This window comes from Actinomadura sp. CNU-125, assembly GCF_001942465.1.
GTDB lineage: Bacteria > Actinomycetota > Actinomycetes > Streptosporangiales > Streptosporangiaceae > Spirillospora.
Genome location: NZ_MKJY01000323.1, coordinates 1 through 5,236, shown reverse-complemented (window position 1 = coordinate 5,236; position 5,236 = coordinate 1). Strand labels below are relative to the sequence as shown.

6 protein-coding genes are annotated in these 5,236 nt (G+C 72.5%); 4 read left to right on the top strand and 2 right to left on the bottom strand.

Features of this window, described 5'->3' with window-relative positions; translation table 11 throughout:
* Both BJF79_RS31150 and BJF79_RS31145 read right to left on the bottom strand, forming a co-directional pair.
* Nucleotides 1–514: hypothetical protein (locus tag BJF79_RS31150; protein ID WP_143220438.1), on the bottom strand; the 514-nt coding region annotated here is incomplete at its 3' end.
* 113 nt (nt 515–627) lie between these two features.
* A complete protein-coding gene (locus BJF79_RS31145; RefSeq protein WP_075902798.1) occupies nt 628–1,698 on the bottom strand; it encodes a glycosyltransferase family 2 protein in 1,071 nt (356 codons plus the stop codon).
* Between the two features lie 246 nt (nt 1,699–1,944).
* On the opposite strand from BJF79_RS31145, the gene BJF79_RS62325 reads away from it, so the two are divergent.
* From BJF79_RS62325 to BJF79_RS31130, 4 genes are all read left to right on the top strand, one after another.
* Nucleotides 1,945–2,178, top strand: a complete 234-nt coding sequence (locus BJF79_RS62325; RefSeq protein WP_262402790.1) for a hypothetical protein — start codon at nt 1,945–1,947, stop codon at nt 2,176–2,178.
* Nucleotides 2,179–2,219: 41 nt separating this feature from the next.
* Nucleotides 2,220–3,626 (top strand): LCP family protein, encoded by a 1,407-nt coding sequence (locus BJF79_RS31140; RefSeq protein WP_262402789.1) that lies wholly within the window; start codon nt 2,220–2,222, stop codon nt 3,624–3,626.
* A 28-nt stretch (nt 3,627–3,654) separates the two neighbouring features.
* A complete protein-coding gene (locus BJF79_RS31135; protein WP_075902796.1) occupies nt 3,655–4,440 on the top strand; it encodes a thioesterase family protein in 786 nt (261 codons plus the stop codon).
* A gap of 130 nt (nt 4,441–4,570) precedes the next feature.
* A complete protein-coding gene (locus BJF79_RS31130) occupies nt 4,571–5,068 on the top strand; it encodes a hypothetical protein (RefSeq protein WP_075902794.1) in 498 nt (165 codons plus the stop codon).
* Nucleotides 5,069–5,236 lie beyond the last annotated feature (168 nt).

Below are 5,236 nucleotides of genomic sequence, written 5' to 3'. Positions count from 1 at the left end.
CCGCGCGTACCGGCTCGAAGCCGCCTTCCAGGAGAAGGTCGACGCCGAGTCGTGGCGGGTGCGCGACCTCGGCATCGGGGCCCGCCCACCGTCCCGGCATCGCCGACGCCGCCAGGAGCAGCAGGCCGAGCAGCAGGAAGACGCCGTACGGGGCGAGGATCCCGATGTAGGGCAACTCGAACTCGTTGGGCAGGTCGCGCGTGATCTCCTGCCGGATCATCCAGCCGGGGTCGACGATCCACGCGCCGCCGACGGCCGTGAACACGACGCCGGGGATCAGCGAGGCCAGCGGCGACACCCGCGACGCCACGACGAACGCGAGCACGACGGCGGTGCCCAGCAGGAGCGCCGCACCGGTCCAGCGTTCGTTCCCCGCGTCGCCGCCGAGCGTGGCGGCCACGCGCCCCACGGACCGGTGCATCTGGTAGACGCCGTACAGCAGTCCCGCGGCGATCAGCGGGACCGCGACCAGACCGGCCACCAGGCCGATCGCATGGCGTGCACCATTGGACATCGGGCCACCTCCAGGGCGCCGGGCGGGTGGCGGGGTCTCGCCACCGTAACCCTGAGACGGCCCGGAGCGCAGCCCCGTTCCGTCCGCGATGTCCGAAAGGTGCGGGGGGCGGGCTAGAGGACGGGCTCGCCGGGCTTGGCCGGGGTGGGCTGGCCGAGCCGGGGCGGGCTCGTCAGGAAGCCGACGCCCCACGTGACGTGCATGGTCGCGAAGACGAGCGGGAGCCGCGCCCACGCCGCCGGGGACAGCCCGCGGCCCTCGACGGCCGCGCCCGCAATCATCGCGACCGCGTACCCGCCGGGCAGGATCCAGGCGGGCCAGAACCCGAACGCCCCGGCGACCGCGCCCGCCGTCATCGCCACGACGGCGATCGGCGGCGCGAGGTAGCGCAGGTTGAGGGTGCCGGAATGCTCGCGGCCGACGACGCGGCGCCACCGTCCGGTCTGGAAGTACTGCTTGGCGAGGGCGCGCAGGTCGGGCCGGGGCCGGTAGGTGACGCGCATCCGCGGGGTGAAGAAGATCCGCCCGCCGGTCTGCCGGATGCGGTGGTTCATCTCCCAGTCCTGCGCGCGGGTGAACGTCTCGTCGTAGCCGCCGACCCGGTCGAGGGCGCTGCGCCGGAACGTCCCGAGGTAGACGGTCTCGACCTCGCCGGCCTCGCCGCCGGTGTGGAAGCGGGCGTTGCCGACGCCGAGCTTGGACGTCATCGCGCGCGCGACGGCCTGCTCGAAGGGCGTCACGCCCTCGGCGGCCATGATGCCGCCGACGTTGTCGGCACCGGTCTCGTCCATCGTCTCGACGGCGGCGCGGACGTAGTCGGGCGGCAGCAGCGAGTGGCCGTCCACCCGGACGATGATCGAGTACTGCGACGCCTTGATCGCGATGTTGAGGCCCTGCGGGGTACGGCCCGTCGGGTTGGCCACCACGACGATCCGCGGATCCTCGGCGGCGAGCCGGTGGGCGATCTCGTCGGTGCGGTCGCGGGACGGCCCGAGGGCGAGCACGAGTTCCAGCTCGCCCGGGTAGTCCTGGCTGAGGGTGCGCCGCACGGCGTCGGTGAGGTGCCGTTCCTCGTTGAGGACGGGCATGACCACCGACACCGCGGGCCAGGTCGGCCCGCCGTCGTCGGTACGGGTCCGTGGCGCCTGCCGCGCGGCGCGCTGCGCATGGGGAGACGGGTTCATGGGCTCGCGGGCGCATCCGGCCGAACAGACCGGAGGAGGCCCCCCTTCCTCTCTCTTGCTCGCTTGTCCGACGCAGCCTGCGTCGCCCAGGTTCGCGTGGCGGGCCGCCGGGGTGTGGTCAGGACGGCGTTACGTTACCGCAACGACACGCGTTCCAGATGGCGTCGAGCCGGGTGTTCCCCACTTTAGAGTGGTCGAGACTCATCCCAGCACATCCGACGACGTTCTTCGGGAGGCGGCGGCGGCATGACGGACGGGCACGGCCCGGGTCGCGAGGACCCGTTCGGCGACGGCGACGACGATCCGCTGGAACGCTACTTCCGGCCGCGGCCCGCGAGCGGGGCGGACGGCCGGGCGGACGGCGACGACGGCGACATCGACGGCGTGACCATCGACGGGATGCCGGCGCCGCGGGTGCCGGTCGAGGGACCGCGGGGGCCGCGCAGGCCGGGTCCGCGGATGAGCCGCGCGCGGCGCTGAGCGCGCGGCGGCAGCGGCGGCTGCTGACGGTCACCGCGGGCATGTCGGCGGTCGTGCTGCTGACGTCCGGCGGGGCGTGGGCGTTCCAGAACTACGTGACGGGCGCGATCGACAAGATCTCGATCGACGGCCTCGACCCGGACGCGGGCGGCGTCGAGGGTCCGATGACGGTGCTGATCGCGGGGGTGGACCGGCGGGACGGGCTGACGAAGGAGCAGATCAAGTCCGCGAAGCTGGGCAGATTCCCGGGCGAGCGGTCGGACACGATGCTGCTGCTGCACGTGTCGGAGGACCGCAAGCGGATCTCGGTGGTGAGCCTGCCGCGCGACTCGTTCGTGACGATCCCGGCGCACGAGTCGAACGGGTCGGAGGGCGCGAAGGGCAGCAAGGTGCCCGCGCGTCCGGGCAAGCTGACGTGGGCGTACCAGTTCGGCGGGGCGAGCCTCGCGGTGAAGACGGTGAAGCGCGCGACGGGCGTGTCGATCGACCACTACGTCGAGGTCAACTTCTTCGGGTTCGTGAAGATGGTCGACGCGCTGGGCGGCGTGGACGTGTGCGTCGAGGAGCCGGTGAACGACGTCAAGAGCGGGCTCCGGATGCCCGCCGGGACGTCGCACGTGGACGGGATGAAGGCGCTGGCGTTCGCCCGGACGCGGTACTCGCTGACCGGCGGCAGCGACCTCGGCCGGATCGAGCGGCAGCAGCAGTTCCTCGCCGCGATGATGAAGCGGGCGCTGTCCACCGACACGCTGAAGAACCCGGTGAAGTCGACGAAGTTCCTGAACGCGGCGCTCGACACGCTGACGGTCGACGACCGGCTCGCCGAGGACCTGCCGGCGATGGTCGACGAGATGCGCGAGCTGTCCACCGACGACCTGTCGTTCGCGAAGGTGCCGCTGGAGAACCCGGACCACATGGCCACGCTGTGGAACGCGGGGGCACCGCAGTCGACGGTGAAGTGGGACAAGGCGCAGGCGCAGGAGCTGTTCCAGAAGATCGAGAACGACAAGCCGCTGGCGTCGCCGGAGCCGACGCCGGCCAAGCCGTCCCCCACGCAGAAGCCGGAGGACCGCCTGACCGTGCCGCCCGGCGACATCACGGTGCGGGTGCTGAACGCCATCGGGACGCCGGGGCTGGCGACCGAGGCCGGACGGCAGCTGGAGGACGCGGGCTTCGAGGCGAGCGTCGTGCCGGGGCTCGCGCGGCGCGGCCTCAAGACGACGGAGATCCGGTACGGGCCGTCCAGGGCGGAGGCCGCCAAGACCCTCGCGAAGGCGCTTCCCGGCGCGAAGCTCAAGCAGGTGGACGAACTCCAGGCGGAGATCCAGATCTATGTGGGCGGCGACTGGGACGGCGTCGAGGAGGTGAAGGTCGAGTCGGCCGAGCCGACGCCGACGCCGAGCGCGGGCACGTCCGTCGAGAGCGGCACCGAGAAGCTCTGCGGCTAGAATGCTGTTCTAGTCGAAAGGAGCCGCTTTGGACGGGTTCTACGAGCCGCTGCCCGACGGCGGGTTCGCCTCCACCCCCGCGACCGCCGGGCCGTGGTCGCCGGAGTTCCAGCACGCCGGGCCGGTCGCCGGTCTCGTCGGCCGCGCCCTCGAACGGCACGAGCCGGTCCCGGGGACCCGCGTCGCGCGGATGACGATGGAGATCCTCGGCCCGGTGCCGGTCGCGCGCCTGCACATCGCGGTGCGGACCGTCCGTCCGGGCCGACGCGTCGCCCTGCTGGAGGCCGAGCTGACCCACGAGGGACGCCCGGTGGTGCGCGCCACCGCCTGGCGGACGCTGCGGGCGCCGGACGGCGTAGCGCCGATCGTCCGAACGCCGCCTCCCCCGCCGCTGCCCGCCGAGTCCCGTCCGCTGTCGGCGTGGGCGGGCGCCCACATGGACGGCTACCTGTCGGCGATGGAGTGGCGCCTGGTCGACGGCTCGTTCTCCGCGCCCGGCCCCGCCACGACGTGGGCCCGCTCGCGGGTCCCGCTCGTCGCGGGCGAGGACGACACGCCGCTGGTGCGGGCGCTCGTCCTGTCCGACAGCGCGTCCGGCGTGGGCAGCGAGATCGACCTGGCCTCGTGGACGGTGATCAACACGGACCTGACCGTGGCGCTGCGCCGCGACCCCGTCGGCGAGTGGCTGTGCCTGGCCGGGTCGCTGCAGGTCGAGCCGGGCGGCAGCGCGCTGTGCGAGGGCTCGCTGGCGGACGCGTCCGGCGACGTCGGCCGCGTCCTGCAGACCCTGTTCGTGGACGAACTCGCCCGCTGAGCACCCGGAGTACACGCAGGCCACACGCCGACGACGCCCCGTTCGGTCACGACTCCGACACGATCACTTACTCTCTGTAGTGAAAGGCGTACGAAGAGTAGCCACAGTGAGACCGTCAGGAGTCCGTACCATGTCGACAAGGAACCTCGGCCTGCTCACCGCGACCACCGTCGCCGCGCTCGCGTTCGGCGGCTTCGCCGGTCCGGCGCTCGCCGCGGCGGCGCCGACCCCGCCCGGGGACGACAAGCCGTCCTCGCACACGGCCGTGCGGCCGCCCACGATGCCGGAGATGCCCGCCATGCCCGCGATGCCGGCGCAGGCGGCGGCCCAGCCCGCGGCGGACGGCCACGACCTCTCGGCCTGCGCCGACGGCGAGTGCGACGTCGTCGTCCGGGACGGCGACGAGATCAGGCTCGACGAGCGGTTCAAGCTCGAACCGATCCGCGTCGACGTGCACGGCAGCCGCGTCACCTTCCGCCTCGAGAGCAACAACGCGCACATGGTCACCTCGGTCGACGCGTCGCAGCACGCGACCGTCCACTGGAAGGGCCTCACCCTGAAGCCGCGCATGACCGAGGACGGCAAGATCGCCCTAGCGCTCTCGCACCGAGACGCCGGGAAGCACTGACCCGACCCCAGGTTCGTTGACCTGCGGCGTGTTGCCCTTATTTCGCGGCGCCTATAAGGGCAACACGCCGCAGGTCAACGCCAGGTGGCCGGCCGGTTACTTGAGGAGCTGGCGGGCCATGACCATCCGCTGGATCTGGTTGGTCCCCTCGTAGATCTGCGTGATCTT

Excerpts from the sequence above, each read along its gene's own strand:
- BJF79_RS62325 (WP_262402790.1), top strand. The coding sequence starts at position 1,945 with ATGACGGACGGGCACGGCCCGGGTCGCGAGGACCCGTTCGGCGACGGC.
- BJF79_RS31140 (WP_262402789.1), top strand. The coding sequence starts at position 2,220 with ATGTCGGCGGTCGTGCTGCTGACGTCCGGCGGGGCGTGGGCGTTCCAG.
- BJF79_RS31145 (WP_075902798.1), bottom strand. The coding sequence starts at position 1,698 with ATGAACCCGTCTCCCCATGCGCAGCGCGCCGCGCGGCAGGCGCCACGG.
- BJF79_RS31130 (WP_075902794.1), top strand. The coding sequence starts at position 4,571 with ATGTCGACAAGGAACCTCGGCCTGCTCACCGCGACCACCGTCGCCGCG.